This window comes from Pseudomonas sp. EB271-G4-1 (assembly GCF_058791355.1).
Genome location: NZ_JBYTEO010000070.1, coordinates 1 through 25607 on the forward strand (window position 1 = coordinate 1; position 25607 = coordinate 25607).

General features: G+C 59.0%; 26 protein-coding genes. 21 read left to right on the forward strand and 5 right to left on the reverse strand.

Annotation, left to right across the window (positions count from 1 at the left end):
* Positions 1-92: 92 nt before the first annotated feature.
* The 6 genes from tilS to ispD all read left to right on the forward strand — a co-directional run bounded on the left by tilS (position 93) and on the right by ispD (position 6935).
* Positions 93-1421, forward strand: coding sequence for a tRNA lysidine(34) synthetase TilS (gene tilS, locus AC3WWR_RS25905; RefSeq protein WP_033041153.1), 1329 nt, complete (start codon positions 93-95; stop codon positions 1419-1421).
* Between the two features lie 274 nt (positions 1422-1695).
* Entirely contained in the window at positions 1696-3327 is a 1632-nt protein-coding gene (gene pyrG / locus AC3WWR_RS25910) for a CTP synthase (RefSeq protein ID WP_020795983.1), read from the forward strand.
* A gap of 5 nt (positions 3328-3332) precedes the next feature.
* Positions 3333-4178 (forward strand): 3-deoxy-8-phosphooctulonate synthase, encoded by an 846-nt coding sequence (gene kdsA / locus AC3WWR_RS25915; protein ID WP_020795984.1) that lies wholly within the window; start codon positions 3333-3335, stop codon positions 4176-4178.
* A 156-nt stretch (positions 4179-4334) separates the two neighbouring features.
* Positions 4335-5624, forward strand: coding sequence for a phosphopyruvate hydratase (gene eno, locus AC3WWR_RS25920; RefSeq protein WP_008057334.1), 1290 nt, complete (start codon positions 4335-4337; stop codon positions 5622-5624).
* 328 nt (positions 5625-5952) lie between these two features.
* Positions 5953-6231 carry a cell division protein FtsB gene (gene ftsB / locus AC3WWR_RS25925; protein WP_008057335.1) on the forward strand — a complete coding sequence of 93 codons (279 nt, stop codon included), beginning with the start codon at positions 5953-5955 and terminating at the stop codon, positions 6229-6231.
* Positions 6228-6935 (forward strand): 2-C-methyl-D-erythritol 4-phosphate cytidylyltransferase, encoded by a 708-nt coding sequence (gene ispD / locus AC3WWR_RS25930; protein WP_020795985.1) that lies wholly within the window; start codon positions 6228-6230, stop codon positions 6933-6935. The genes ftsB and ispD overlap by 4 nt, the downstream gene beginning before the upstream one ends.
* A gap of 77 nt (positions 6936-7012) precedes the next feature.
* On the opposite strand, the gene AC3WWR_RS25935 is transcribed toward ispD, so the two are convergent.
* Positions 7013-7909 carry a LysR family transcriptional regulator gene (locus AC3WWR_RS25935; RefSeq protein ID WP_020795986.1) on the reverse strand — a complete coding sequence of 299 codons (897 nt, stop codon included), beginning with the start codon at positions 7907-7909 and terminating at the stop codon, positions 7013-7015.
* A gap of 107 nt (positions 7910-8016) precedes the next feature.
* Here AC3WWR_RS25935 and AC3WWR_RS25940 point away from each other — a divergent pair, with 107 nt between their 5' ends.
* The 8 genes from AC3WWR_RS25940 (at position 8017) to rpoS (ending at position 15151) form a co-directional block, all read left to right on the forward strand.
* Positions 8017-9129, forward strand: a complete 1113-nt coding sequence (locus AC3WWR_RS25940; RefSeq protein ID WP_033040729.1) for an S-(hydroxymethyl)glutathione dehydrogenase/class III alcohol dehydrogenase — start codon at positions 8017-8019, stop codon at positions 9127-9129.
* An 8-nt stretch (positions 9130-9137) separates the two neighbouring features.
* A complete protein-coding gene (gene fghA, locus AC3WWR_RS25945; protein ID WP_020795988.1) occupies positions 9138-9983 on the forward strand; it encodes an S-formylglutathione hydrolase in 846 nt (281 codons plus the stop codon).
* Between the two features lie 43 nt (positions 9984-10026).
* Positions 10027-10500, forward strand: coding sequence for a 2-C-methyl-D-erythritol 2,4-cyclodiphosphate synthase (ispF, locus tag AC3WWR_RS25950; RefSeq protein WP_020795989.1), 474 nt, complete (start codon positions 10027-10029; stop codon positions 10498-10500).
* Positions 10497-11555, forward strand: coding sequence for a tRNA pseudouridine(13) synthase TruD (gene truD, locus AC3WWR_RS25955; protein WP_083348326.1), 1059 nt, complete (start codon positions 10497-10499; stop codon positions 11553-11555). The genes ispF and truD overlap by 4 nt, the downstream gene beginning before the upstream one ends.
* Positions 11543-12295: a 5'/3'-nucleotidase SurE gene (gene surE, locus AC3WWR_RS25960; protein ID WP_020795991.1), complete on the forward strand. Its 753-nt coding sequence runs from the start codon at positions 11543-11545 to the stop codon at positions 12293-12295. The genes truD and surE overlap by 13 nt, the downstream gene beginning before the upstream one ends.
* 38 nt (positions 12296-12333) lie before the next feature.
* Positions 12334-12969, forward strand: a complete 636-nt coding sequence (locus AC3WWR_RS25965) for a protein-L-isoaspartate(D-aspartate) O-methyltransferase (RefSeq protein ID WP_173667175.1) — start codon at positions 12334-12336, stop codon at positions 12967-12969.
* A gap of 211 nt (positions 12970-13180) precedes the next feature.
* The gene (locus AC3WWR_RS25970; protein ID WP_033040739.1) at positions 13181-14038 is read left to right on the forward strand and encodes a peptidoglycan DD-metalloendopeptidase family protein; all 858 of its coding nucleotides are present in this window, start codon (positions 13181-13183) and stop codon (positions 14036-14038) included.
* Positions 14039-14143: 105 nt separating this feature from the next.
* Positions 14144-15151, forward strand: a complete 1008-nt coding sequence (rpoS, locus tag AC3WWR_RS25975) for an RNA polymerase sigma factor RpoS (RefSeq protein WP_020795994.1) — start codon at positions 14144-14146, stop codon at positions 15149-15151.
* 519 nt (positions 15152-15670) lie between these two features.
* Here the strand turns inward: rpoS and fdxA are convergent.
* The gene (fdxA, locus tag AC3WWR_RS25980) at positions 15671-15994 is read right to left on the reverse strand and encodes a ferredoxin FdxA (protein ID WP_020795995.1); all 324 of its coding nucleotides are present in this window, start codon (positions 15992-15994) and stop codon (positions 15671-15673) included.
* 142 nt (positions 15995-16136) lie between these two features.
* Positions 16137-18716 (reverse strand): DNA mismatch repair protein MutS, encoded by a 2580-nt coding sequence (mutS, locus tag AC3WWR_RS25985; RefSeq protein ID WP_033045311.1) that lies wholly within the window; start codon positions 18714-18716, stop codon positions 16137-16139.
* 202 nt (positions 18717-18918) lie between these two features.
* Here mutS and AC3WWR_RS25990 point away from each other — a divergent pair, with 202 nt between their 5' ends.
* From AC3WWR_RS25990 to recX, 6 genes are all read left to right on the forward strand, one after another.
* Positions 18919-19653, forward strand: a complete 735-nt coding sequence (locus tag AC3WWR_RS25990) for a LexA family transcriptional regulator (RefSeq protein ID WP_033045313.1) — start codon at positions 18919-18921, stop codon at positions 19651-19653.
* A gap of 210 nt (positions 19654-19863) precedes the next feature.
* On the forward strand, positions 19864-20211 hold the full coding sequence (locus tag AC3WWR_RS25995) for a phage holin family protein (RefSeq protein ID WP_020795998.1): 348 nt from the start codon (positions 19864-19866) through the stop codon (positions 20209-20211).
* 179 nt (positions 20212-20390) lie between these two features.
* The gene (locus AC3WWR_RS26000) at positions 20391-20957 is read left to right on the forward strand and encodes a glycoside hydrolase family 19 protein (protein WP_020795999.1); all 567 of its coding nucleotides are present in this window, start codon (positions 20391-20393) and stop codon (positions 20955-20957) included.
* A gap of 90 nt (positions 20958-21047) precedes the next feature.
* Positions 21048-21548 (forward strand): CinA family protein, encoded by a 501-nt coding sequence (locus AC3WWR_RS26005; RefSeq protein ID WP_020796000.1) that lies wholly within the window; start codon positions 21048-21050, stop codon positions 21546-21548.
* 83 nt (positions 21549-21631) lie between these two features.
* A complete protein-coding gene (gene recA, locus AC3WWR_RS26010) occupies positions 21632-22690 on the forward strand; it encodes a recombinase RecA (protein WP_008060630.1) in 1059 nt (352 codons plus the stop codon).
* An 8-nt stretch (positions 22691-22698) separates the two neighbouring features.
* Positions 22699-23166 (forward strand): recombination regulator RecX, encoded by a 468-nt coding sequence (recX, locus tag AC3WWR_RS26015; protein ID WP_020796001.1) that lies wholly within the window; start codon positions 22699-22701, stop codon positions 23164-23166.
* Positions 23167-23208: 42 nt separating this feature from the next.
* On the opposite strand, the gene AC3WWR_RS26020 is transcribed toward recX, so the two are convergent.
* Positions 23209-24327: an LOG family protein gene (locus AC3WWR_RS26020; protein WP_020796002.1), complete on the reverse strand. Its 1119-nt coding sequence runs from the start codon at positions 24325-24327 to the stop codon at positions 23209-23211.
* A 475-nt stretch (positions 24328-24802) separates the two neighbouring features.
* Here AC3WWR_RS26020 and AC3WWR_RS26025 point away from each other — a divergent pair, with 475 nt between their 5' ends.
* The gene (locus AC3WWR_RS26025; RefSeq protein WP_020796003.1) at positions 24803-24997 is read left to right on the forward strand and encodes a hypothetical protein; all 195 of its coding nucleotides are present in this window, start codon (positions 24803-24805) and stop codon (positions 24995-24997) included.
* Between the two features lies 1 nt (position 24998).
* Here AC3WWR_RS26025 and AC3WWR_RS26030 read toward each other — a convergent pair whose 3' ends face one another.
* Entirely contained in the window at positions 24999-25421 is a 423-nt protein-coding gene (locus AC3WWR_RS26030) for a PA3611 family quorum-sensing-regulated virulence factor (RefSeq protein ID WP_020796004.1), read from the reverse strand.
* Between the last annotated feature and the right edge of the window lie 186 nt (positions 25422-25607).

The window sequence follows — 25607 nt, forward strand, 5'->3', positions numbered from 1 at the left end:
GGCTGCGATCTTTTGATCTTGCTTTTTCAAGATCAAAAGATCGCAGCCTGCGGCAGCTCCTACAGTGGATTTATGTGAAGTGATCGATCTCTATGAATCCTTTCAATATCGATCTATCTGCCAGGCTCCTGCTGAATCTGAAACCCTGGCGCAATGCCCCAGCTTGGCACATCGCATTCTCTGGTGGCCTCGACTCCACCGTCCTGCTGCACCTGCTCGCACAGCTCGCCAAAACCGAATCCCTGCCGGCGCTCAGTGCCATCCATGTCCATCACGGCCTTCAGGCTGTGGCCGACGCATGGCCGGATCACTGTCAGTCGGTCTGTGGTGCGTTGGGCGTGCCGCTGCACGTCGTCCGCGTGCAAGTGCAACCCGGCGCCAGCCTCGAGCGAGCCGCCCGCGATGCACGATATGCGGCGTTCAGTGAGGTCACTCAAGCCGATGAAGTGCTGCTGACGGCCCAGCACCGTGACGATCAGGCGGAAACCTTGCTGTTTCGCTTGTTGCGCGGCGCCGGGGTAAGGGGTCTGTCGGGGATGCCGCGCCAGCGTCCTCTGGGAAAAGGGCATCTGTTGCGACCCATGCTCGATGTTACGCGCGCTGAGCTGGAAGCCTATGCATCGGAACACAAGCTGAGCTGGATCGAGGATCCTTCCAATCAAGACCGGCAGTTCTCGCGCAATTACCTGCGTCATCAGGTGTTCCCGGCATTGACTGCGCGGTGGCCACAGGCACTCGTGACCATGGCTCGCAGTGCTGCGCATCTCAGTGAGGCGCAGGGATTGCTCGATGATCTTGCGCAAATCGACTTGAGCCAGGCGAACACGCCAAGTGATTTCGATTGGCTGGGTCTGCCGTCGCTCGACCTCGCTCCCTTGGAAAAACTCTCCGCCGCTCGCCAGCGCAATGCGCTCAGCCATTGGCTCGAACCCCTGACCCGACTGCCGGACAGTGACCATTGGTCGGGTTGGGTCGATTTACGCGATGCCACCGGCGACGCCCGGCCGATCTGGCGCCTCGCCGATGGCCAGTTGCATCGGGCGGGTGGGCGTATCTGGTGGTTATCCGGTGCCTGGTTGCGCGCGGTGCCCGCGCCTGGAGCATGGCTTGAACCCGCGCAGCCGCTGGTGTTGCCCGATAACGGCGTACTCACGCTCAGTGGACAAATCCCCGCAGGCATACTGCAGATCCGCTATCGTGAGGGGGGCGAGGTGATGGCTCTGCCGGGTCGTGGGCATCGCGATCTCAAGCGTTTGCTCAATGAAACCGCGGTGCCGCAGTTCGTGCGCGGCAGATTGCCGCTGCTGTACAAGGGCGAGCAATTGCTGGCGGTGGCGAACCTGCCGGGGTTGGACGGCAAGGCCCAGGGTGACTGGCATTTACATTGGCAACCACCAGGCGAAGATCAAGGTTTGAGCTGAAAGGGGCTTTCCGGTAGACTACGCTCCCTTCTTGATACAACTTCTGTGGATTCGCCTGAATTGCAGGAGTTGCCGATTACCAAGCAGTCTTTGCTGGGCGATTCCAAAAAATGTGTAGCGAGCAACGAACCGGTGTTTCATTTCCCGGTCTGTCCCAACGCGGCGGTTTTTTTGAAAGGTGCACTGTGATTAATGCAGGTGATCGGGGGCTTCGGCCTTCCTTCGCTTTCCCCGGCGGCTCGGACCGCTTTAACGCAGACTTCTAGGGTTTTTCATGACGCGCTACATATTCGTCACGGGCGGTGTTGTTTCTTCATTGGGGAAAGGCATTGCATCGGCATCATTGGCGGCCATCCTGGAGGCGCGGGGACTTAAGGTCACCATGCTGAAGCTGGACCCGTACATCAACGTCGACCCGGGCACCATGAGCCCGTTCCAGCACGGTGAAGTGTTCGTCACCCACGACGGCGCCGAGACCGACCTGGACCTGGGCCACTACGAGCGGTTCATCCGCACGACCATGACCCAGAACAACAACTTCACCACCGGCCGTGTCTACGAACACGTGCTGCGCAAGGAGCGTCGTGGTGACTACCTGGGTGCAACCATCCAGGTGATCCCGCACATCACCGACGAAATCAAGCGCCGCATCATCAAGGGCGCCGGCGATGCCGACGTGGCGATGGTCGAGATCGGTGGCACCGTGGGTGACATCGAGTCGCAACCGTTCCTCGAAGCCATCCGCCAGTTGCGTTTCGAAGTCGGCGCCAAGCGCGCGATGCTGATGCACCTGACGCTGGTGCCGTACATCGCCACTGCTGGCGAAACCAAAACCAAGCCAACCCAGCACTCGGTCAAGGAGCTGCGCTCCATCGGCCTGCAACCAGACGTGCTGGTGTGCCGCTCCGATCACCCGATCGATGTTTCTTCGCGTCGCAAGATCGCGCAGTTCACCAACGTTGAAGAACGTGCGGTGATCGCGCTGGAAGACGCCGACACCATCTACAAGATCCCGGGCATCCTGCACTCCCAGGGCCTGGACGATTTCGTCGTCGAACGTTTCGGCCTGCAATGCGGCGGTGCCGACCTGTCCGAATGGGAAGCCGTGGTCGACGCCAAGCTCAACCCTGAGCACGAAGTCACCATCGCCATGGTCGGCAAGTACATGGAGCTGCTGGATGCGTACAAATCGCTGATCGAAGCGATGAGCCACGCCGGTATCAGCAACCGCACCAAGGTCAACCTGCGCTACATCGATTCCGAAGACATCGAGAACCAGGGCACCGCTCTGCTCGAAGGCGTCGACGCGATCCTGGTGCCTGGCGGCTTCGGCCTGCGTGGCGTGGAAGGCAAGATCACTGCCGTCCAGTACGCTCGCGAAAACAAGGTTCCATACCTGGGCATCTGCCTGGGCATGCAGGTGGCCGTGATCGAGTTCGCTCGTAACGTGTTGGGCTGGAAAGACGCCAACTCCACCGAGTTCGATCGTGCCAGCGGTCACCCGGTCGTGGGCCTGATCACCGAGTGGGAAGATGCCACCGGCGCCGTCGAAACCCGTACCGAAGCCTCGGACCTGGGCGGCACCATGCGCCTCGGCGCGCAGGATTGCCTGCTGGAGCCGGGTTCCCTGGTCCATGACTGCTACGGCAAGGACGTGATCGTCGAGCGTCACCGTCATCGCTACGAAGTGAACAACAACCTGCTGCCGCAGATCATCGAAGCCGGCCTGAAAATCTCCGGCCGTTCCGGCGATGGCGCTCTGGTTGAAGTGGTTGAAGCCCCGGATCATCCATGGTTCGTCGCCTGCCAGTTCCACCCTGAGTTCACCTCGACGCCTCGCGACGGCCACCCGTTGTTCAGCGGTTTCGTTAAAGCAGCTTTGGCTCAACACCAGAAGAAGGCTTGAACCCCATGGCGCAGAAGATCATCCGCGTAGGCGATATCGAGATTGCCAACGACAAGCCAATGGTTTTGTTCGGTGGCATGAACGTGCTGGAAAGCCGCGACATGGCGATGCAGGTCTGTGAAGAGTACGTGAAGGTTACCCAGAAACTGGGTATCCCTTACGTGTTCAAGGCCAGCTTCGACAAGGCTAACCGTTCCTCCGTGACCTCTTACCGTGGTCCCGGCCTGGAAGAGGGCATGCGGATTTTCCAGGACATCAAGCAAGCCTTCGGCGTGCCGATCATCACCGACGTCCACGAGCCGGAGCAGGCCGCGGTCGTCGCTGAAGTCTGTGAGATCATCCAGCTGCCGGCCTTCCTGTCTCGCCAGACCGACCTCGTGGTCGCGATGGCCAAGACCGGCGCGGTGATCAACATCAAGAAAGCCCAGTTCCTCGCACCTCATGAAATGAAACACATCCTGAGTAAGTGCGTGGAAGCGGGTAACGATCAGTTGATCCTCTGCGAGCGTGGTTCGAGCTTCGGCTACAACAACCTGGTCGTCGACATGCTCGGCTTCGGCATCATGAAGCAGTTCGAATACCCGGTGTTCTTCGACGTGACCCACGCGCTGCAAATGCCTGGCGGTCGTTCCGACTCCGCCGGTGGGCGTCGCGCCCAGGTCACCGACCTGGCCAAGGCCGGCATGAGCCAGTCCCTGGCGGGCCTGTTCCTCGAAGCCCACCCGGATCCGGACAACGCCAAGTGCGACGGTCCTTGCGCCTTGCGCCTGGACAAACTGGAGCCATTCCTGGCCCAGCTCAAAGCCCTGGACGAACTGGTGAAGAGTTTTCCGACGGTAGAAACCGCGTAATCCTCAATTCTCCGGTAAAGTACCGCACGATTTAATGCTCAGGCCCTCGGGCCTGATCCTTATCGTCCGCAAGCCTGCCCGCTGCAACTCACTTGCCGACGGTAAAAGATTTCCTCTAGCTGCGTCGTTTTCGTCAACTTTGGAGTGTTTACAACAATGGCTAAAATCGTCGACATCAAAGGTCGTGAAGTTCTCGACTCCCGTGGCAATCCCACCGTGGAAGCGGATGTGCTTCTCGATAACGGCATCATCGGCAGCGCTTGCGCGCCGTCCGGTGCTTCCACTGGCTCGCGTGAAGCGCTCGAGCTGCGTGATGGCGACAAGAGCCGTTACCTGGGCAAGGGTGTACTCAAGGCCGTGGCCAACATCAACGGTCCGATCAAAGACCTGTTGAAAGGCATGGACCCAAGCGACCAGAAAGCCCTCGACCTGGCGATGATCAAGCTCGACGGTACTGAAAACAAAGGTTCCCTGGGCGCCAACGCGATCCTCGCCGTTTCCCTGGCCGCGGCCAAGGCAGCAGCACAGGACCAGGACCTGCCGCTGTACGCGCACATCGCCAACCTGAACGGCACCCCGGGTGTTTACTCGATGCCGGTTCCGATGATGAACATCATCAACGGTGGCGAGCACGCCGATAACAACGTCGACATCCAGGAATTCATGGTGCAGCCGGTTGGCGCCAAGTCTTTCTCGGAAGGCCTGCGCATGGGCACCGAGATTTTCCATCACCTCAAGGCTGTTCTGAAGGCCCGTGGCCTGAGCACTGCAGTGGGCGACGAAGGTGGTTTCGCACCTAACCTGGCTTCCAACGAAGACGCTTTGAAAGTGATCTCCGAAGCTGTGGCCAACGCCGGTTACACCTTGGGCACCGACGTGACCCTGGCCCTGGACTGTGCAGCCAGCGAATTCTACGAAGACGGCAAGTACAACCTGTCCGGCGAAGGCCAGGTGTTCACCGCTGAAGGTTTCGCCGACTACCTGAAAGGCCTGACCGAGCGTTACCCGATCATCTCCATCGAAGATGGCCTGGACGAGTCCGACTGGGCTGGCTGGAAAATCCTCACCGACAAGATCGGCGAGAAGACCCAGCTGGTAGGCGATGACCTGTTCGTAACCAACACCAAGATCCTGAAAGAAGGCATCGACAAGAAGATCGCCAACTCGATCCTGATCAAGTTCAACCAGATCGGCACCCTGACCGAAACCCTGGAAGCCATCCAGATGGCCAAGGCCGCCGGTTACACCGCCGTGATCTCGCACCGTTCGGGCGAAACCGAAGATTCGACCATTGCCGACCTGGCCGTGGGCACTTCGGCTGGCCAGATCAAGACCGGCTCCCTGTGCCGTTCCGACCGCGTTTCCAAGTACAACCAACTGCTGCGTATCGAAGAGCAGTTGAACGGTAAAGCCAAGTACAACGGCCGCAGCGAATTCCGCGGTTGATAGAGTGCCGTGCCTCGCCAATACTGCTCATTTTTGACGGTGCCTGTTGTCGTCATACTGCGTTGCCGCTCCTCGCCATAGCCAGCTATGACTCGTCGCGGCGCCTTGTCTGACAACAACAGTCACTCGTCAAAAAGGAGCGTATTGGTGAGGCACGGCACTGGCTGGTAAAAAAGACACCGGATTGTGTCGGAAAAATCGCAACAGCGACGCTTTTGCCACTAATCTGATGCCTTGAAAGCACAAGCCTGGTTCTTCCAGGCTTCGTGCTATCAGTAGCTTCACGTTTTGGTATGGCTGTCTTTTTTCACTGGATACCTGATATTCGATGCGCAGTCCCAATTGGTTGTTTCTCGTCTTGCTCCTGTTGCTGGCTGGCCTGCAATACCGCCTGTGGGTGGGTAATGGCAGTCTGGCGCAAGTGGCTGAGCTGACGCAGCAGATTGCGGATCAGCAGGCCGAGAACCAGACATTGCTGGAACGTAATCGCGTGATGGACGCGGAAGTCAGTGAGTTGAAAAAGGGCATGGAGACCGTTGAAGAGCGGGCTCGCCATGAGTTGGGCATGGTCAAGGACGGTGAAACCCTTTACCAGTTGGCGCAATGAACCTGTCTCTGCCGGCCTTCTGGGCCGTGATTCCTGCCGCGGGCGTCGGTGCCCGTATGGCCGCGGACCGTCCCAAGCAATACTTGCAACTGGGCGGGCGCACTATTCTCGAACACAGCCTTGGCTGTTTTCTCGATCATCCTTGCCTGAAAGGCCTGGTGGTCAGTCTTGCTGTTGATGATCCTTATTGGTCGAGCCTGACGCTTGCCGGCGATCCGCGTATAACACGGGTCGAGGGTGGCGCCGAGCGTTCCGGATCGGTGCTCAACGCATTGCTGCATTTGCATGCCCAAGGTGCCGATGATGAGGATTGGGTGTTGGTTCACGATGCCGCACGGCCAAACCTGAGTCGGAACGATCTGGACAAGCTGCTGGCGGAGTTGGCGGATGATCCTGTCGGTGGACTGCTGGCGGTTCCGGCGCGGGATACGCTCAAACGGGTCGACAAGCACGGTCGTGTGGTCGAAACCGTGGACCGCAGTGTGATCTGGCAGGCCTACACGCCGCAGATGTTTCGCCTCGGTGCGTTGCATCGGGCATTGGCGGACAGCCTGGTGGCTGATGCCGTGATTACCGATGAGGCTTCCGCCATGGAGTGGGCCGGGCTGGCTCCTCGCTTGATTGAAGGACGGTCGGACAACCTCAAGGTTACTCGCCCTGAAGACCTCGAGTGGTTGAGACAACGTTGGGCCAACCGCCGCTAAAAGATCGCAGCCTGCGGCAGCTCCTACAGTAGACCGCATTCAATGTAGGAGCTGCCGCAGGCTGCGATCTATTGATCTTAGGTTCGATACTCCGGCCTCTCGGCCAACCCCTCCTTCAAATAATCCACCAGCTTGCGCACCTTCGGCGACAAATGCCGCTGCTGCGGATACAGCGCCCAAACAGCTGTATTCGGCGGTTGATGGGCTTCGAGCAACGAAATCAACGCGCCGCTTTTCAGGTGCTCCAGCACGTAATAGTCCGGCAGCTGACACAACCCCACACCCTGTAGCGCCGCGTCCAGCACCGCTTGTCCACTGTTGCACCGCCAGTTTCCCTGGACCCGCTGGGAAAATTCCCGCCCGTTCTGTTCCAGTTGCCAGAGGTCCGAACTGCCAACAAGACAATTGTGCCGGCTCAGTTCCGACAAGCTGTGAGGTCGACCATAGCGTTCCAGGTAGGACGGAGAGGCACAGAGGAACATGCGCCGAGGAGCGAGGCGCGTGGCGACCAGTCGTGAGTCCTGCAAGCGCCCCAGGCGGATCGCCAGGTCCAGGCCTTCATGCACCAGGTCGAGTTGTCGATTGCTCAGTTCGATGTCGATTCGAAGTTGTGGATAAAGCCCCATGAAGCGAGTCACCAGGGGTACTATGAAACGTTCGCCGTACGCCACGGCACAGGTCATGCGCAGCATGCCCTTGGGTTCGCTGGTCAAGTCGCCGACCGCCCGCAGGGCCTCTTCGCGGCCATCCTGCAAGCGCTGGCAATGTTGCAGGAAGGTTTGCCCGGCCTCGGTCAGCGTGACCCGGCGAGTACTGCGATAGAGCAGGCGGGTTTGCAGGCGCTCTTCCAGGCGTACGATTTGTCTACTGATATGCGAGGACGAAACCCCAAGGCGTTCAGCGGCAGCGGTGAACTGGCTGCACTCGGCGACGGCAACGAATTCGTCGATCCCTTCCCAGCGATTTTCAGACATGGAGGATTATCCCTGTACAGCAATAATATTTTGCATTTGCCTCGATTATTCATCGTTGAGGCATGTATTACACTCCCTGTCTCGTTTTTATTCACTGGAGAATCACCATGATCAAGTCGCGCGCCGCCGTTGCCTTCGAGGCCAAGAAACCTCTGGAGATCGTTGAAGTCGATGTCGCCATGCCCAAGGCCGGTGAAGTATTGCTGCGCGTGGTGGCTTCCGGTGTCTGCCATACCGATGCCTACACCCTCTCGGGCGCTGACCCGGAAGGCATTTTCCCGTCCATCCTCGGTCACGAAGGCGGGGCTATCGTCGAAGCGATCGGCGAAGGCGTGACCTCGGTGGCGGTTGGCGATCATGTGATCCCGCTGTACACCCCGGAATGCCGTCAGTGCAAATTCTGCCTGTCGGGCAAAACCAACCTCTGCCAGGCGATTCGCGCAACCCAGGGCAAAGGCCTGATGCCGGACGGCACAACTCGTTTTTCCTACAAGGGCCAGCCGATTTTCCACTACATGGGGACTTCGACTTTCTCCGAGTACACCGTGCTGCCGGAAATTTCCGTGGCCAAGATCGCCAAGGAAGCGCCGCTGGAAAAAGTCTGCCTGTTGGGTTGTGGTGTCACCACCGGCATCGGCGCCGTGTTGAACACGGCCAAGGTGAAACCGGGTGATACCGTGGCCATTTTCGGCCTCGGCGGCATTGGTTTGTCGGCCATCATCGGCGCAGTCAAAGCCAAGGCGGCACGGATCATCGCCATCGACATCAACCCGGCCAAATTCGAGATCGCCAAGCAGCTGGGTGCAACCGATTGTGTAAACCCGAAAGACTTCGACCGTCCGATCCAGGAAGTCATTGTCGACATGACCGACGGCGGCGTCGACTTTTCCTTTGAGTGCATCGGCAATGTGCAACTGATGCGTGCTGCCCTCGAGTGCTGCCACAAGGGTTGGGGCGAGTCGGTCATCATCGGTGTGGCCGGTGCTGGCCAGGAAATTTCCACCCGTCCGTTCCAGCTGGTCACCGGTCGCGTCTGGCGCGGTTCGGCGTTCGGCGGCGTGCGCGGTCGTACCGAATTGCCAAGCTATGTGGAAATGGCCGAGGCCGGTGAAATCCCGCTGGATACCTTCATTACCCACACCATGGGCCTGGAAGATATCAACAAGGCGTTTGACCTGATGCATGAAGGCAAGAGCATCCGTTCCGTCATTCATTTCTGAGGTCAGTCATGAGCCTGGAAAATATCTCCTGCCAGAAAAGCTTCGGTGGTTGGCACAAGCGTTATCGCCATCGCTCGGAAACGCTCGGTTGCGACATGGTGTTTGCCGTGTACCTGCCGCCGCAAGCCGAGCAGGGCGGCAAGTTGCCAGTGCTGTACTGGTTGTCCGGCCTGACCTGCACAGACGAGAACTTCATGCAAAAGGCCGGCGCCATGCGCATGGCCGCCGAATTGGGACTGATCATCGTCGCACCGGACACCAGCCCTCGCGGTCCCGACGTGCCGGGCGATCCGGACGGTGCCTGGGACTTCGGCCTCGGCGCCGGGTTTTATCTGAACGCCACCCAGGAACCCTGGTCGCGCCACTATCGCATGCATGACTATGTCGTGCAGGAACTGCCGGCGTTGGTCGAGGCGCATTTCCCGGCGTCGGACAAACGCGGCATCAGCGGTCACTCCATGGGTGGCCACGGTGCGCTGGTCTGTGCCTTGCGCAATCCGGGGCGTTATCTGTCGGTATCGGCGTTCTCGCCGATCAACAATCCGATGGATTGCCCTTGGGGGCAGAAAGCCTTTTCCCGCTATCTGGGAGAAGACCGTTCGAAATGGCGTGAATGGGATGCCTGTGCATTAATCGCCGAGGCCGATGAAAAGCTGCCGCTGTTGGTTGACCAAGGCGATCGCGACGATTTCCTCGCCAATCAGTTGAAGCCTGAAGCCTTGCAACAGGCGGCCAAACTGGCCGGTCACCCGCTGACGTTGCGCCTGCAACCGGGCTATGACCACAGCTATTTCTTCATCGCCAGTTTCATCGATGAACACTTGCGGCATCACGCGCATGCTCTAGGTGCCTAATGCAGGTAGAATCACGCCCTGACAAAATTCGGGGCGTTTTTTTATGCGTATTGGCCACGGCTATGATGTGCACCGTTTCGCTGAAGGCGATTTCATCACTCTGGGCGGCGTGCGCATTGCACACGGCTTCGGGCTGCTCGCTCACTCCGACGGTGACGTCCTGCTGCACGCCTTGAGCGATGCCTTGCTCGGCGCGGCTGCGCTGGGTGACATCGGCAAGCATTTCCCGGACACCGACCCGCAATTCAAGGGCGCCGACAGCCGAGCGCTGTTGCGTCATGTCGTCGCATTGATCCACGCCAAAGGCTGGAAGGTCGGTAACGTCGATAACACCATCGTTGCCCAGGCGCCAAAAATGGCCCCACATATCGAATCGATGCGCGCGCTGATTGCCGCGGATCTCCAAGTTGAGTTGGATCAAGTGAACGTGAAAGCTACCACCACCGAGAAGCTCGGCTTCGTCGGTCGCGAAGAGGGCATTGCCGTGCATTCCGTTGCCTTGTTGCTGCGCGCATGAACGAACTGCAATTGCTCGGCCCGCGGGCCTATGGGGAACCGCTCGGCAGCGCCGTACTGAAAGCCATCGCGGAAGATTTCCAGGTCGATGAAGTCCTTGATATTCCCTTGAGCGGTGATGGCGAACACCTGTGGATCTGGGTGGAAAAACGCGGCCTGAATACTGAAGAGGCGGCACGTCGAATCGCCAAGGCCGCCGGGGTGTCATTGCGCACCGTCAGCTACGCCGGACTCAAGGATCGCCAGGCGCTGACACGCCAGTGGTTCAGCGTACAACTGCCGGGCAAAGCCGATCCGGATCTGTCCGCGGCAGAAAACGACACGCTTAGAATCCTCAAGACCAGCCGGCATAAACGCAAGCTGCAACGCGGTGCCCACTCGGCCAACGGCTTCACCTTGCGCCTGACACAGTTCGCGGGTGACAAGGCTGCCATCGAAGCGCGGCTGCAGCTGATTGCCAAGCAAGGCATCCCCAATTATTTCGGTGCCCAGCGCTTTGGGCATGACGGCGGCAACGTGGTCGACGCCCGCGCCTGGGCTGCGCGCAAGGCCTTGCCGGAGCAGCGCAACGTGCGTTCGCGCCTGCTTTCCACAGCTCGCAGTTTTCTGTTCAACCAGGTGTTGGCGGCGCGTGTCGCCGACGGTACCTGGCAGCAAGCGCGGGTCGGCGATCTGTTGGCATTCACCGACAGCCGCAGCTTCTTTGCGGCCGGCGAAGCTGAATGCAGTGACCCGCGACTGGCGATTCTCGATCTGCACCCGACCGGTCCACAGTGGGGCGAAGGTGACTCGCCGGCCATGGGCGCTGTCCATGAACTGGAGCAGGCGATAGCCGCGCGCGAAGTGGAACTTCGCGATTGGTTGGTCAACGCCGGAATGAGCCATGAACGTCGCATCCTGCGGCTGCCCATTGCCGGGTTGACGTGGCATTATCCCTCGCCTGACATTCTGCAACTGGAATTCGTCCTGCCGGCCGGATGCTTCGCCACCGTATTGGTGCGCGAGCTTGTCGATCTGGTGCCGGTGGGGCAGACGGACAGCCCATGCGTATTCTGATTTCTAACGACGACGGGGTAACCGCACCCGGACTCGCCGCGCTTTATGCTGCGCTGGCGGATTACACCGAGTGCGTGGTGGTTGCCCCGGACCAGGACAAAAGCGGCGCGAGCAGTTCGCTCACGCTGGACCGTCCGTTACATCCACACACGCTTGCCAACGGCTTTATCAGCGTCAATGGCACGCCGACCGATTGTGTGCACCTGGGCCTCAACGGCTTGTTGGAGCGTGAAGCGGACATGGTGGTGTCCGGCATCAACCTGGGCGCCAACCTGGGGGACGACGTGCTCTACTCGGGTACGGTTGCGGCGGCGCTCGAAGGTCGATTCCTGACGCGGCCTGCGTTTGCCTTTTCGCTGGTCTCGCGACAGGTCGACAACCTGGCCACGGCGGCCCACTTTGCGCGCAAACTGGTCGAGGCCCATGCGGATCTCGAGCTGCCACCGCGTACGGTACTGAACGTGAACATTCCCAATTTGCCGCTGGAGCACATCCGCGGTATCCAGTTGACCCGCCTCGGGCATCGCGCCCGCGCGGCAGCGCCGATGAAGGTGGTCGACCCGCGAGGCAAGTCCGGGTACTGGATCGCTGCGGCGGGGGACGCTGAGGATGGCGGCCCCGGCACCGATTTCCATGCCGTAATGCAAGGCTATGTTTCCATCACCCCTTTGCAGCTTGATCGCACCTTCAATGATGCCTTCAGGAGCCTCGACGGATGGTTGGAGGGCCTGCGACCATGACGCGTGGACAAGACGACATGATGCGTCGCGGCATCGGCATGACCTCGCAACGGACCCGTGAGCGCCTGATCCAGCGCCTGTACGAGGAGGGGATTTGCAACGCCAAGGTGTTGGAAGTCATTCGGCGTACACCGCGTCATCTGTTCGTCGACGAGGCATTGGCGCACCGAGCCTACGAAGACACGGCGCTACCCATCGGCCATAACCAGACCATCTCCCAGCCCTACATGGTGGCTCGCATGAGCGAGCTACTGCTCGAAGCCGGGCCATTGGACAAGGTCATGGAAATTGGTACGGGGTCGGGGTATCAGACGGCGGTGCTGTCGCAACTGGTCGAGCGGGTCTTTTCCGTGGAACGTATCAAGGTGCTGCAAGACCGGGCCAAGGAACGCCTGGTCGAGCTGAATTTGCGTAACGTGGTATTTCGCTGGGGCGATGGCTGGGAGGGCTGGCCAGCACTGGCGCCCTACAACGGCATTATCGTTACGGCGGTGGCAACAGACGTTCCTCAGGCGCTGCTCGATCAACTGGCCCCGGGTGGGCGCCTGGTGATCCCGGTGGGCTCCGGTGAGGTGCAACAATTGATGCTGATCATCCGGGAAGAACATGGCTTTTCCAGGCGTGTCCTGGGGTCGGTGCGCTTCGTCCCGTTACTCAATGGTCCACTGGCCTGAGCATTTATTTAAACGCGCTGAATTCTCTTCGATTGCCTCTGTCTTACAGCGGGGTCGATTGGTTAAACGGGTTGTTTCGGCGGACAGCAAACGTGTGCGCCAAGCGAGTTCGCTTCATTAAGGGTAAAGCCGGCACGGCCCGTTATACTTGCGACACTTCGTGCCGGAACACGGCAAATTACATTTTCAGCCACCACAAAGGGAGCGGCGGGTGAGTCTCACAGTCATAGCGCAGCGTATGGGTACAACGAGCTTTCAGCGCCTGGTGACTGGCCTTGTCATGAGCACCCTGCTGGTCGGTTGCTCCAGTAACAAATCCAGCGACGTACGCGTTGTCGACCGCAACAATGCCGCCGCCCAGCGTCCGGCCGTGACCACCGGGCAATACGTCGTTCGCCCCAAGGACACGCTGTTTTCCATCGCCTTTCGCTACGGCTGGGATTACAAGGCACTGGCGGCGCGCAATAACATAGCGCCGCCGTACACCATCCATCCGGGTCAGACGATTCGCTTCGATGGACGCAGCGGTTCAACGCCGACAACGGTGGTCAGCTCCTCCAGTTCTTCGCCTTCATCGTCAAGTAAGACCACGGTCATCCGTCGCTCTGCAGACGGTACGACCACGACGACACCGGTGGTTGTACCGTCCGTCGCGAACAAGCCGGCACCCACTCCACTGCCTCCACCGGGTCCAGCCCCGACCGGCTGGGGGTGGCCATCTAATGGCATTTTAATCGGCAAATTCTCCTCAAACGGTAGTTTGAATAAAGGAATTGATATCGCAGGGGATTTGGGACAGCCTGTTTTAGCTGCGTCTGATGGGACGGTGGTATACGCCGGGAGTGGCTTAAGGGGCTACGGCGAATTAGTCATCATCAAGCACAGTGAAACCTACGTCAGTGCCTACGGACATAACCGCAGGCTGTTGGTTCGGGAGGGGCAGCAGGTCAAGGTCGGACAGACAATTGCCGAAATGGGGTCAACGGGTACAGACCGGGTGAAACTGCATTTTGAGATTCGCCGCCAAGGTAAACCTGTAGATCCGCTGCAATTCCTGCCGCGTCGTTGATCGCTTTCCAGCCTGTTCCGTCACGTAGAGGGGACAGGCTCCAGCGTTGCCAGGGATAAAGGCGCCGCTTGAGCTTGAGGTCGAACTCACCAAAGGACTATAACAATGGCTCTCAGTAAAGAAGTGCCGGAGTTTGACATCGACGATGAGGTTCTCCTGATGGAGGCCGACGTCGGCACGGATTCGATGTCGAATGATGAAGGGGCGGCTCCACCTTCCGTTCGTGCCAAATCCAAACACTCCGCGACATTGAAGCAACACAAGTACATCGATTACACGCGGGCACTCGATGCCACGCAGCTGTACCTCAATGAAATCGGCTTTTCCCCTCTACTGTCCCCCGAAGAAGAAGTGCATTTTGCGCGCCTGTCGCAAAGTGGTGATCCGGCCGGGCGCAAACGCATGATCGAAAGTAACCTGCGCCTGGTGGTGAAAATCGCCCGACGTTACGTCAATCGGGGCCTTTCGCTGCTCGATCTGATCGAAGAGGGCAACCTCGGATTGATCAGGGCGGTGGAGAAATTCGACCCTGAGCGCGGCTTCCGCTTCTCAACCTACGCAACCTGGTGGATTCGTCAGACCATCGAGCGCGCAATCATGAATCAGACCCGGACCATCCGGTTGCCGATCCATGTGGTCAAGGAGCTCAACGTGTACCTGCGGGCCGCACGGGAGTTGACGCAAAAACTCGATCATGAACCCTCACCCGAGGAGATCGCCAACCTGCTGGAAAAACCGGTAGCGGAGGTCAAGCGCATGCTGGGCCTCAACGAGCGGGTTTCTTCGGTCGACGTCTCGCTGGGTCCGGATTCGGATAAGACCCTGCTGGACACCCTTACCGACGATCGCCCAACCGATCCATGCGAGCTACTGCAGGATGACGACCTGTCTCAAAGCATCGACCAATGGCTCTCGGAGTTGACCGACAAGCAGCGCGAGGTGGTTGTACGCCGCTTCGGCCTGCGCGGTCACGAGAGCAGCACCCTTGAAGATGTGGGCCTGGAAATTGGCCTGACCCGGGAGCGGGTTAGACAGATTCAGGTAGAAGGCCTGAAGCGTCTGCGGGAGATCCTGGAGAAAAACGGGCTATCGAGCGAGTCGCTATTTCAATAAGCCATTCGTTTGCTGGATAACAAGAAGCCCCGACTGGTTCGGGGCTTTTTGTTATCTGCAATTCTGGTTTTGATCTCGGGGACGCCAGCGCGGCTTTGTAGCTTCAGGGTGTAAGTCTTCGCTTACTCTTTGCGTAAGTGTTCACTATTTTTACAGGTTGGCAGTCGACCATATTTTTCGCAGGTCTTTTTTATCCGACTGATAAACAAGCAGATTTTCTAACATGAACGGGATGTGACAAGGCATCAGGGCCTGATCGGACGATTGCTCTTGGCGGTAAAAACTCTAGTATCGGTGTTGTGTCAACGGATAGACACGCCCTTCAAGGATGAGGGGAAAGGACATCGCAGGAAGCGATTCATCAGGATGATGAAAAGGAACACAGGGAATAGGGAAAAAATGTGGGCGGGTCATACCGCCCCTTTTTTTGCCTGCACCTGTAGGAGCTGCCGAAGGCTGCGATCTTTTGATCTTAAAAAAAAGGCCCTTGTGGGGCCTTTTTCAGGAACGTGGGGATAATCAGCGTTCGAGGTATTCGATCTTGCCTGGCTTGCCATCCCACTCAGCGGCATCGGGCAACGGATCCTTGCGTTCGGTAACGTTCGGCCAGACCTCGGCTAATTCGAGGTTCAGCGCGATAAAGTTTTCCATGCCGGCAGGGACTTCATCTTCGGAGAAGATGGCCACTGCAGGGCATTCAGGTTCGCACAGTGCGCAGTCGATGCACTCATCCGGGTGAATCACCAGGAAATTCGGGCCTTCGTAAAAGCAGTCCACCGGACAGACTTCTACGCAGTCGGTGTACTTGCACTTGATGCAGTTGTCGGTGACGACGAAGGTCATTTCTAATTTTCTCCTCAGGCGCGGCTTGCAGCGCCCCTTCACGTAGGGGTCGCAAGGTTTGGGAGCGATAGTCTGCAAGCCAGGCTAATAGCCCGCAGCATCCCAAACCGCGCGAGATTCTAACAGCTTGCAAGCCTGTGCGTTAGACCCGTGTCTTTAGTGTATAGAGCATTTCGAGTGCGCGACGTGGCGTCATGTTGTCCAGATCAAGTTTGGCCAGTTCATCCAGCACCGGATGCGGCAAGCTCGCGAACATGTCGCTCTGCTGCGGCGTGGCCGGTTTGCCTTTGGCTGGCGCAGGCGCCTCATGGGGCAGGGCGGTGTCTTCCAGCCGGCTCAAGTGCTCACGGGCGCGTACGATCACTTCGTTCGGAACACCAGCCAACTGCGCGACTGCCAGGCCATAGCTCTGGCTGGCCGGCCCTGGCAGTACATGGTGCAGGAACACGATGCGTTCGTTGTGCTCGGTGGCATTGAGGTGCACGTTGGCCACCAATGGCTGGGCTTCCGGCAGTACCGTCAGCTCAAAGTAGTGGGTGGCGAACAACGTGTAGGCCCGCAGGTGTGCCAGGCGTTCCGCCGCCGCCCACGCCAGGGACAGGCCGTCGAAGGTGCTGGTGCCGCGCCCGACTTCGTCCATCAGCACCAGGCTGCGTTCGGTGGCGTTGTGCAGGATGTTGGCGGTTTCGCTCATCTCGACCATGAAGGTCGAGCGCCCGCCGGCCAGGTCATCGCTGGAGCCGATTCGGGTGAAGATGCGGTCGACCAGGGACAATTCACAACTGGCCGCCGGCACGAAGCTGCCGATGTGTGCCAGGAGTACAATCAAGGCGGTCTGGCGCATGTAGGTGGACTTACCGCCCATGTTCGGACCGGTGATCACCAGCATGCGGGTGTTGTCGTCGAGACTCAGGTCGTTGGCCACGAAAGGCGTGGTCAATACTTGTTCAACCACAGGGTGACGACCCTGGGTGATCCGCATGCACGGCTCGCTGACAAAACGCGGGCAGTTCAGGTCGAGGTTCAGCGCCCGTTCGGCCAGGTTACTCAGTACGTCGAGCTCGGCCAGCGCTGCAGCAGTGTCCTGCAAGGGTGGCAGTTGGGCGATCAGGTCTTCGAGCAGCGCTTCGTACAGCATCTTCTCACGTGCCAGGGCACGGCTCTTGGCAGAAAGAGCCTTGTCTTCGAAGGCCTTCAGTTCCGGCGTAATGAAGCGCTCGGCGCCTTTGAGGGTCTGGCGGCGAATGTAGTCGGCGGGTGCGGATTCAGCCTGCTTGCTCGGCAGTTCGATGAAGTAGCCGTGGATGCGGTTGTAGCCGACTTTCAGGTGAGACAGGCCGGTGCGGGCTTTTTCGCGGGCTTCGAGGTCGATCAGGAATTGCCCGGCGTTTTCGCTGAGTGATTGCAGTTCATCGAGTTCGCTGTCGTAACCGGTTTTCAACACCCCGCCGTCACGGATCACCGCGGGCGGGTTGTCGATGATGGCTTTTTCCAGCAAGGCCGCCAGCTCCGGGTAGGTGCTGGTAGTGTCTGCCAGTTGGTTGAGGTGCGGCGCTTCAAGTTCGGTCATTGCCGCTTGCAGTTGCGGCAGCGCGCCGAGGGCATCGCGCAGGCGCGCGAGGTCGCGCGGACGGGCATTGCGCAGGCCGATCCGGGCGAGAATGCGCTCGATGTCGCCGATTTCCTTGAGCTGCGGCTGCAGCTTTTCGAAACGGTAGCCGTCCAGCAGGCAGGTGATCGAGGTCTGCCGCGCCAGCAACACGTTCAGGTCACGCAGCGGGCGGTTCAGCCAGCGAGTCAGCAGGCGGCTGCCCATGGCGGTCTGGCAACGATCGACCACCGACTGCAGGGTGTTGTCACGACCGCCGGCCAAGTTGGTGTCCAGTTCCAGGTTGCGGCGACTCGCCCCATCCAGCACCACGGTATCGTCCAGGCGTTCGTGGCGCAGGCTGCGCAAGTGCGGCAGGGCGGTGCGCTGGGTTTCTTTCGCGTAGGCCAGCAGGCAACCGGCGGCGCCGATGGCCAGGGTCAGGTTTTCACAACCGAAACCCTTGAGGTCCTGGGTCGAGAATTGCTGGCAAAGACTCTTGAAGGCCGAATCACGCTCGAAATCCCACGGCGCACGGCGACGAACGCCACGACGTTTCTCGGCAGGCAGATCCTTGGGCCAGTCATCCGGGATCAGCAATTCCACCGGATTGACGCGCTCCAGTTCCGCCAGCAGGTTTTCCCAGCCCTTGATTTCCAGCACGCTGAAGTTGCCACTGGTGATATCCAGCACCGCCAGGCCGAACAGGCGCTCGTCGCCCAGGACGGCGGCGATCAGGTTGTCCCGGCGCTCATCGAGCAGCGCTTCGTCGCTCACCGTGCCCGGGGTGATGATCCGCACTACCTGGCGATCCACCGGGCCTTTGCTGGTGGCCGGGTCGCCGACCTGCTCGCAGATCACCACCGACTCGCCGAGCTTTACCAGTTTCGCCAGATAACCTTCCGCCGCATGGTAAGGAATGCCGCACATCGGAATCGCCTGGCCGGCTGACTGCCCGCGAGCGGTCAGGGTGATGTCGAGGAGCTTGGCGGCCTTCTTCGCGTCTTCATAGAAGATCTCGTAGAAGTCGCCCATGCGATAGAACATAAGCTGGTCAGGGTGCTGGTTCTTTAGCCGCCAGTATTGCTGCATCATCGGCGTGTGCGAGGACAGGTCGGAGAGGGCTTTATTCATCGGATTGCCAGGAAAACTCATTCAAAAGGTGTGGGGCAAAAGCGAGCATGGGCACGGCTTTTCCGCGATGGGCGCAAGGTTACCATGGGCAGTCTGGTTGACGCAGGCATCACGGCCGGGTGACGTCTTCATTGATCAATCATGCATCGTTTATGCAATTAAGCATTTGTCGTGGCAAAAAACTTCGAGCATTATGCGCATTATGCAAAAACGCAATGTTTCGACCGTTTTAAGAGCGCTGCTCGATCAGCACGGTATCTCCCCAACGGAGCTTCACCGTCGCACCGGCGTGCCTCAATCCACACTTTCGCGCATCCTCGGCGGGAAGATTGTCGACCCCTCTGATAAGCACATTTCGAAGATCGCCGAATACTTCGCCGTCAGTACCGATCAATTGCGTGGCCGGGTGCTTATCGCGCAGGCGTTGGGTGCCCGGCGTGAAGCCGCGCACTCGCAACTTACCGACATCAGTCTGTGGGACGACGATACCCCTATTGATGACGACGAGGTCTCGGTACCCTTTCTTCGCGAGGTTGAATTGGCTGCAGGATCAGGAAGATTCGTCATCGAAGAGAGCGAGCGCGCCAGCCTGCGCTTCGGCAAGCGTAGCTTGCGCCATAACGGCGTGCAGTTCGACCAGGCCAAATGCGTGACGGTGCGCGGCAACAGCATGCTGCCGGTGTTGCGCGACGGTGCCACGGTGGGCGTCAACGCCGGCAAGTGTGGGATTGGCGATATCGTCGATGGCGACCTCTATGCCATCAATCATAACGGCCAGTTGCGAGTGAAACAGCTGTATCGGCTGCCGACAGGGATTCGCCTGCGTAGCTTTAACCGCGAAGAGCATCCTGACGAGGACTACACCTTCCTGGAAATGCAGGAGGAGCAGATCCTGATCCTGGGTCATGTGTTCTGGTGGGGCATGTACGCGCGTTGACCTTTGGTTTGCCGCCTCGCAGGAGCCAGGCTTGCCGGCGAACCAGACACCGCGGTTTTTCTACAATACGGCGTTATCGTTGTTCGCCCTTACGAAGCCAAGTATTTTACTCGGCAAATAAATGCATTAATGCATTGACTGTATATGCATACATGCATAATCTTGCGCTTAACCGCTAGCATCACAAGCCAGGCATCCTGGAGGCCCGACATGACAAACGAGCAGCAACTGTTGCTGGACCTGCCTATCTGGCTCGTCGTCGCGCTCGCAGTGGTCAGTGGGGTGTCCGGGGAAATGTGGCGCGCCGACAAGGAGGGCGCCCGTGGCTGGTCATTGCTGAGACGCCTGGCTTTGCGTTCCGGGGCCTGCATGGTGTGCGGCGTCTCGGCGATGATGTTGCTGTACGCCGCCGGGATGTCGATCTGGGCCGCCGGCGCCTTCGGTTGTCTCACCGCGATAGCCGGGGCTGACATGGCCGTAGGATTGTACGGGCGCTGGGTGGCCAGGCGTATCGGTATCGATGATGCACCGCCGCGCGATTCTCGCTCCGACCCATAGTGAATGGCTGGCGCTCTGCGCGCTGCGCTGGCAACACAACACGGTGCAACAATTACCGGCGGGGCTTGCGTGGGAGAGGTGTGTAGTCTGGCGTTCGGGATGCGGCGTTCAATACGCTGCCGGCGTATTTCTCCCGGCGCCATCTTGCGAATTTCATGCATCAATCAAAGGAACGAGCGATGCGCCTCACTGAGCAGCAGTTACTCATGATTTTCCCAGGTGCCCGCACTCGATCGGGCCTGTTCATTCTCGCCCTCAATAACGCCATGGCACGTCGTAACATCAGTACCCCCGGGCGTATCGCCGCCTTCCTGGCGCAAATCGGCCACGAGTCGGGGCAACTGCAATATGTGCGAGAGTTGGGCGGCGAAAAATATCTCGAGAAATACGATACCGGGGACCTGGCCATGCGCCTGGGCAACTCCCCTGAAGCCGACGGCGACGGTCAACGCTATCGGGGGCGTGGGCTGATCCAGATCACCGGTCGCAGTAATTATCTGCAGTGCAGTCGGGCACTTTTTGGTGATGAGCGTTTGTTGCAGCAACCGGAACTGTTGGAGCTGCCACAATGGGCCGCTGAATCCGCGGCCTGGTTCTGGGAGCGAAACGGCCTCAATGAACTGGCCGACGTCGATGAGTTCAACAGTATTACTCGACGTATCAATGGCGGTTTGAACGGGCTGCAGGAACGTTTGCTGCTTTGGAAGCAGGCAAAGACGGTGTTGCTCCCGCCTGCAAGCCTGTGAGATGTGTGTCCGGGCGGCTCGTGCCTGTAACTTGCAAGCACCATTCGCTCGTGTACGTTAAGCCTCATTCCGTTCGATCAGGAGATGACCGTGAAAGAAATCACACAGCTGGCCGCTGAACTCGGCAGGCGCCTGCAGGTTCTCAATGCCCATGTCACCGCCGCCGAATCCTGTACGGGCGGCGGCATCAGCGAGGCGATTACCCGGATACCGGGTAGCTCCGCGTGGTTCGAGGCCGGTTATGTCACCTATTCCAACCGACAGAAGACGCTCCAGCTGAATGTGCCGCCCGAGCTGTTTTCAACGGTAGGGGCGGTCAGTCGGGAAGTGGTCGAGGCCATGGTCCGTGGTGCGCAGGAAAAAAGCCATGCGCGTTTTGCCGTGGCGGTCAGTGGGGTGGCGGGGCCGGACGGCGGTTCACCGAAGAAGCCGGTGGGCACCGTATGGTTGGCCTGGGGCGTCGACGATCAGGTGTTCAGCGAGGTGCAGCACTTTGCCGGTAACCGTGACGAGGTTCGCCGACAAACGGTGAAGGCCGCGCTAGAGGGGCTGCTGCGCCATGCTGCGGGAGAAATCTCAAATCAGGGGTAGGCGATCCGCAAACGCTGTGGAATAATACTGGCTACTTATACAGGTGTTGGCCGTCAGGCCTTATTGATTACGTGAGGACTTTAATGGACGACAACAAGAAGAAAGCCTTGGCTGCGGCCCTGGGTCAGATCGAACGTCAATTCGGCAAGGGTGCCGTAATGCGTATGGGCGATCAGGACCGTCAGGCGATTCCGGCCATCTCCACTGGCTCTCTGGGTCTGGACATCGCTTTGGGCATTGGCGGTCTGCCAAAAGGTCGCATTGTTGAAATCTACGGTCCTGAATCTTCCGGTAAAACCACACTGACATTGTCCGTGATCGCCCAGGCTCAGAAAGCCGGCGCGACCTGCGCATTCGTCGATGCCGAACACGCCCTGGACCCTGAGTACGCCGGCAAGCTGGGCGTCAACGTCGACGACCTGCTGGTGTCCCAGCCTGACACCGGTGAGCAAGCCCTGGAAATCACCGACATGCTGGTGCGTTCCAATGCGGTCGACGTGATCATCGTCGACTCCGTGGCGGCGTTGGTGCCGAAAGCTGAAATCGAAGGCGAAATGGGTGACATGCACGTGGGCCTGCAAGCCCGTCTGATGTCCCAGGCTCTGCGTAAAATCACCGGTAACATCAAGAACGCCAACTGCCTGGTGATCTTCATCAACCAGATCCGCATGAAAATCGGCGTGATGTTCGGTAGCCCGGAAACGACTACCGGTGGTAACGCTCTGAAGTTCTACGCGTCGGTTCGTCTGGATATCCGCCGCACGGGTGCGGTGAAAGAAGGTGATGAAGTCGTCGGTAGCGAGACCCGCGTCAAGGTTGTAAAGAACAAGGTGGCTTCGCCGTTCCGTCAGGCCGAGTTCCAGATTCTTTACGGCAAGGGCATCTACCTCAACGGCGAGATGATCGACCTGGGTGTTCTGCACGGTTTCGTCGAGAAGTCCGGCGCCTGGTATGCCTATAACGGCACCAAGATCGGTCAGGGTAAGGCCAACTCGGCCAAGTACCTGGCGGATAACCCGGATATTGCCGCAACGCTTGAGAAGCAACTGCGTGACAAACTGCTGTCTCCGGCTTCGGTAGCGGATGCCAAGGCTTCTGCGGTCAAAGAGACCGAAGACGATCTGGCTGATGCTGATATCTGATTGATCCGATGACCGCTGTACTCGATACCCTCGTCGCGGTGCGGCGAACCGCAATGGACCTGCTCGCACGACGCGAGCATGGGCGCGTCGAGCTGACGCGTAAACTGCGTCAGCGCGGGGCTCTCCCCGAAATGATTGAAACAGCACTCGACCGATTGACGGAAGAGGGTTTGTTGTCCGAATCCCGCTACCTTGAAAGCTTCGTTTCCTACCGTGCCCGTAGCGGCTATGGCCCTTTACGCATTCGTGAAGAGTTAAGTCAGCGTGGGCTGCAGCGTAGTGATATCGAACTCGCCCTGCGCGAGAGCGGCATCGACTGGCAGGAACAATTGCAGGACGCCTGGCGACGCAAGTTTTCCGGGCAATTACCGATAGATGCCCGGGAGCGCGCCAAACAAGGCAGGTTCCTGGCGTATCGGGGATTCTCCATGGAAATGATCAGCCGCTTGTTCAGCGGCCGAGGGATGGACGATTGACTGAAACGGCTCACTATTTCGATAGCGGGCCGTTTTTTTGTCTCACGTAACCTTTAATGGCTCTCGCGTACGCTGCTGTGCCGGTGGCTGGGTTTGGGCCCAGTTTTCCGCCAGGTTGATGTAATCCACCAACTCGCGAAGCCGGCCGTGGTCACGAGCGGTAAAGTTAAAGGCCAGCCGCGCGAGGTGGCTGAACCGTGCTTCGTCCTGCTCCTCGCCGTTATAGGCATGTTGATGAAATTGATCGCTCAGGCACAAGTCTGCGAATGATTCCTGCATGTGTTCGAGTGCCCTGTCACTGAGCTTGTGGTTCATGCGAATCACGAACTGATGTTTGAGCCAGCGGCTGGAGTGGTAATTGCTGTAGAACTGGTTGATCTGCTCCACCGCTTCTTCGGCGCTGTAGACCAGTTTCACCAGCTTCATGTCGGTAGGCAGGATGTAACGATTCTCCTCCAGTTGATGGTGAATGAAGTCCAGTGCGCCCTGCCAGAATTTGCCGCCCGGCGCGTCCAGCAGCACTACGGGCACCAATGGGCTTTTGCCCGTCTGGATCAGCGTCAGTACTTCCAGCGCTTCGTCCAGGGTGCCGAAACCGCCTGGGCACAACACCAGTGCATCCGCTTCCTTGACGAAGAACAGCTTGCGCGTGAAGAAAAAATGGAAGGGCAGCAGGTTGGTAGTGCCCTGGACGGTGGGGTTGGCATGTTGCTCGAAGGGCAGGGTGATGTTGAATCCCAGGCTGTTTTCCAAGCCTGCACCTTCGTGGGCTGCAGCCATGATGCCGCCGCCCGCACCCGTGATGACCATCATGTCGGAGCGAGCCAGGGCGGCGCCGAGTTCGCGAGCGAGACCATATAAGGGATGTTCCACTGGCGTGCGCGCGGAGCCGAAGACTGTGACTTTGCGTCGCCCCTTGAACTGCTCAAGCACTCGGAAAGCGTGCTCCAGTTCGCGCAGGGTTTGCAGGGTTATCTTGGCATTCCAGCGATTGTGGTCTTCCTGCGCCATGCGCAGCACGGTCAGGATCATGTCGCGGTAGATCGGGGTATTCGGGCTGTTGGGTGAAACCAGGTTGAGTTGCTCTTCGACCTTGCTGATGAGGTCGTGGCCGCTTTGTTCAAAATGGCGGCTTAGGAGGTCATTCGGTTGGTAAGGCATTCAACTTCTCCTTCTGGACAGAGCCGTCGGCTTCGACCATTGACGCGTCGGCGCCACGACACTTCATGTGTCGCTGTTTGCCCAGGCCCATGCCTGGGCGATTCACTTGACCCTGGTCGGGTCACCATACCGGCTCTGTTTTTCCCTTGGATGAAAGAAACGTTCGCACAGCGCAAGACGAAACGGGCGGCGCCTTTTCCAGTCCTGACACAATGAACGTAGATACCTGAAATCTAGACCGTCGCGATGATTGTTGCCTTGATCATTGCGCCGCAAAGTCTTTCCTGGCAACCGGTTATTGACGATTTGCAAGGTGATTTCACCGCCCGTCTGAACCCGCCCCGAGTGTTCAGTACTCTGATTTACTTAGGTACAGGTATTACACGACAACTTGGCGTCAAGGGCAGGGCGCAGGGTACAAGCGGTTCAAGGATTTGCCGCTCATCACGAGTGAGGTGCAGGGAGCCGGAAAGCCATGGCCAGGGTCATTCTGGAGATCGATACGCAACTGTATCGATTGCTGAAGTCATCAGCCGAGATCAATCATTTGAGTCTCGAGGAGGAGTGCTGCCGGCGTCTTATGGACGCGCATCAGCGTTCACGTTATTTGCAGGCGCTGGTGGCGGAACTGCGCGCCGAGGATGAGCAGCGGCGCGCAAAATCCCACTGACTTACTTTTTCTTCTGGGTCGCTTTCGGGCAATCCGATTCCTGGTAGCTTGCAGAACCGACCGCGCGGTTGGTCTTTACCTCGGTGAAGTCATAACGCATGACCGCCCCCTTGGCCATCAGCTTGCGGAAGGACGGGTTGTTGCATACCGAGGCGCCAAGCTGGAAGTACACAGCCTTGGGGTCGGCACGCATCTTGTTGGCGTGGCTGCTTTGCACACTCAGGTGGTTGATCAGCACATTGCCTTCGACCGTGTAGCCCTGATCGAGAATGTCTTCATTGATCGCCCGCGGAGTGCCGACGCTGCTTTGTGTGGCGACGTTTCGCAGCTCTCTGTTCAGATTCTGCTCACTCAAGGACGCCGCCTGGGCGTTGAAGGTCGACGCCAGCAGAATGGCAGCGGTGGGAACGATAAGGCGCAGCATGAAACTCTCCTGGGGCAGTGATGGGTGTTTGACCCATCACATGACTGTGCGTTCAGTGGCGGCGAATTATAGGGGAGCAGGCCTGCACGGTACAGGTTTGCACCGGCGGGTCTGGTAAACTGCCGGCACTTTCACCCATCCGAGTGCTTTTCGTGTCGATCTCTTTTGTCTGCCGGTGTGGCCTGC

Bases quoted from the DNA above. Each gene is read 5' to 3' on its own strand.
- ispF (WP_020795989.1), top strand. From the start codon at position 10,027: ATGCGTATTGGCCACGGCTATGATGTGCACCGTTTCGCTGAAGGCGAT.
- kdsA (WP_020795984.1), top strand. From the start codon at position 3,333: ATGGCGCAGAAGATCATCCGCGTAGGCGATATCGAGATTGCCAACGAC.
- ispD (WP_020795985.1), top strand. From the start codon at position 6,228: ATGAACCTGTCTCTGCCGGCCTTCTGGGCCGTGATTCCTGCCGCGGGC.
- AC3WWR_RS26020 (WP_020796002.1), bottom strand. From the start codon at position 24,327: ATGCCTTACCAACCGAATGACCTCCTAAGCCGCCATTTTGAACAAAGC.
- mutS (WP_033045311.1), bottom strand. From the start codon at position 18,716: ATGAATAAAGCCCTCTCCGACCTGTCCTCGCACACGCCGATGATGCAG.
- AC3WWR_RS25940 (WP_033040729.1), top strand. From the start codon at position 8,017: ATGATCAAGTCGCGCGCCGCCGTTGCCTTCGAGGCCAAGAAACCTCTG.
- AC3WWR_RS26000 (WP_020795999.1), top strand. From the start codon at position 20,391: ATGCGCCTCACTGAGCAGCAGTTACTCATGATTTTCCCAGGTGCCCGC.
- surE (WP_020795991.1), top strand. From the start codon at position 11,543: ATGCGTATTCTGATTTCTAACGACGACGGGGTAACCGCACCCGGACTC.
- recX (WP_020796001.1), top strand. From the start codon at position 22,699: ATGACCGCTGTACTCGATACCCTCGTCGCGGTGCGGCGAACCGCAATG.
- truD (WP_083348326.1), top strand. From the start codon at position 10,497: ATGAACGAACTGCAATTGCTCGGCCCGCGGGCCTATGGGGAACCGCTC.
- AC3WWR_RS25995 (WP_020795998.1), top strand. From the start codon at position 19,864: ATGACAAACGAGCAGCAACTGTTGCTGGACCTGCCTATCTGGCTCGTC.
- rpoS (WP_020795994.1), top strand. From the start codon at position 14,144: ATGGCTCTCAGTAAAGAAGTGCCGGAGTTTGACATCGACGATGAGGTT.
- recA (WP_008060630.1), top strand. From the start codon at position 21,632: ATGGACGACAACAAGAAGAAAGCCTTGGCTGCGGCCCTGGGTCAGATC.
- AC3WWR_RS25990 (WP_033045313.1), top strand. From the start codon at position 18,919: ATGCAAAAACGCAATGTTTCGACCGTTTTAAGAGCGCTGCTCGATCAG.
- tilS (WP_033041153.1), top strand. From the start codon at position 93: ATGAATCCTTTCAATATCGATCTATCTGCCAGGCTCCTGCTGAATCTG.
- fdxA (WP_020795995.1), bottom strand. From the start codon at position 15,994: ATGACCTTCGTCGTCACCGACAACTGCATCAAGTGCAAGTACACCGAC.
- AC3WWR_RS25935 (WP_020795986.1), bottom strand. From the start codon at position 7,909: ATGTCTGAAAATCGCTGGGAAGGGATCGACGAATTCGTTGCCGTCGCC.
- eno (WP_008057334.1), top strand. From the start codon at position 4,335: ATGGCTAAAATCGTCGACATCAAAGGTCGTGAAGTTCTCGACTCCCGT.
- AC3WWR_RS26030 (WP_020796004.1), bottom strand. From the start codon at position 25,421: ATGCTGCGCCTTATCGTTCCCACCGCTGCCATTCTGCTGGCGTCGACC.
- AC3WWR_RS25965 (WP_173667175.1), top strand. From the start codon at position 12,334: ATGACCTCGCAACGGACCCGTGAGCGCCTGATCCAGCGCCTGTACGAG.
- AC3WWR_RS26025 (WP_020796003.1), top strand. From the start codon at position 24,803: ATGGCCAGGGTCATTCTGGAGATCGATACGCAACTGTATCGATTGCTG.
- pyrG (WP_020795983.1), top strand. From the start codon at position 1,696: ATGACGCGCTACATATTCGTCACGGGCGGTGTTGTTTCTTCATTGGGG.
- ftsB (WP_008057335.1), top strand. From the start codon at position 5,953: ATGCGCAGTCCCAATTGGTTGTTTCTCGTCTTGCTCCTGTTGCTGGCT.
- fghA (WP_020795988.1), top strand. From the start codon at position 9,138: ATGAGCCTGGAAAATATCTCCTGCCAGAAAAGCTTCGGTGGTTGGCAC.